Here is a 666-nt window from a genome sequence, read left to right on the forward strand (position 1 = left end):
TATCCTGTAGTGGGATACCAGCGCGAACTGCCATACCAATACCGTCACCAGTATTGATATAAGCGTTGGTAGAAGCGGCAAAGATACGACCTGCACCACCTGTGGCTAGGACAGTTACCGGTGCTTGGAATACCGCAACCGTACCTGTCTCTTGCTCAAGGGCGATAACACCGTTGATGTTACCCGCTTCATCTTTGATCAAATCAAGTGCGATCCACTCAATAAAGAACTCAGTACCTTGCTGTAAGTTTTTCTGGTATAGCGTGTGCAATAGTGCGTGACCAGTACGGTCAGCAGCAGCACAAGCACGTTGTACTGCTTTTTCACCATAGTTCGACGTATGACCGCCAAATGGACGCTGATAGATCGTACCATCTTCATTACGGTCAAACGGCATGCCCATGTGCTCAAGCTCATAGACTACCTTTGGCGCTTCACGGCACATATACTCGATAGCGTCTTGGTCACCTAACCAATCTGACCCTTTTACGGTATCATAAAAGTGGAAATGCCAGTTGTCATTGCTCATGTTGCCCAAACTTGCACCGATACCACCCTGAGCGGCAACCGTGTGCGAACGTGTTGGGAATACTTTGGTCAGGACTGCAACCTTCATACCCGCTTCCGCTAAGTGCAATGAAGCGCGCATACCTGAACCACCGCCAC

General features: G+C 49.4%; 1 protein-coding gene. It reads right to left on the reverse strand.

Annotated features, from left to right (window positions below):
- Positions 1-666, reverse strand: a 666-nt coding sequence (locus tag ACS8FC_RS18115; RefSeq protein ID WP_439297807.1) for an FAD-binding protein, incomplete at both ends; no start/stop codon positions are given.

It is taken from the genome of Psychrobacter sp. 1Y4, from assembly GCF_051847555.1.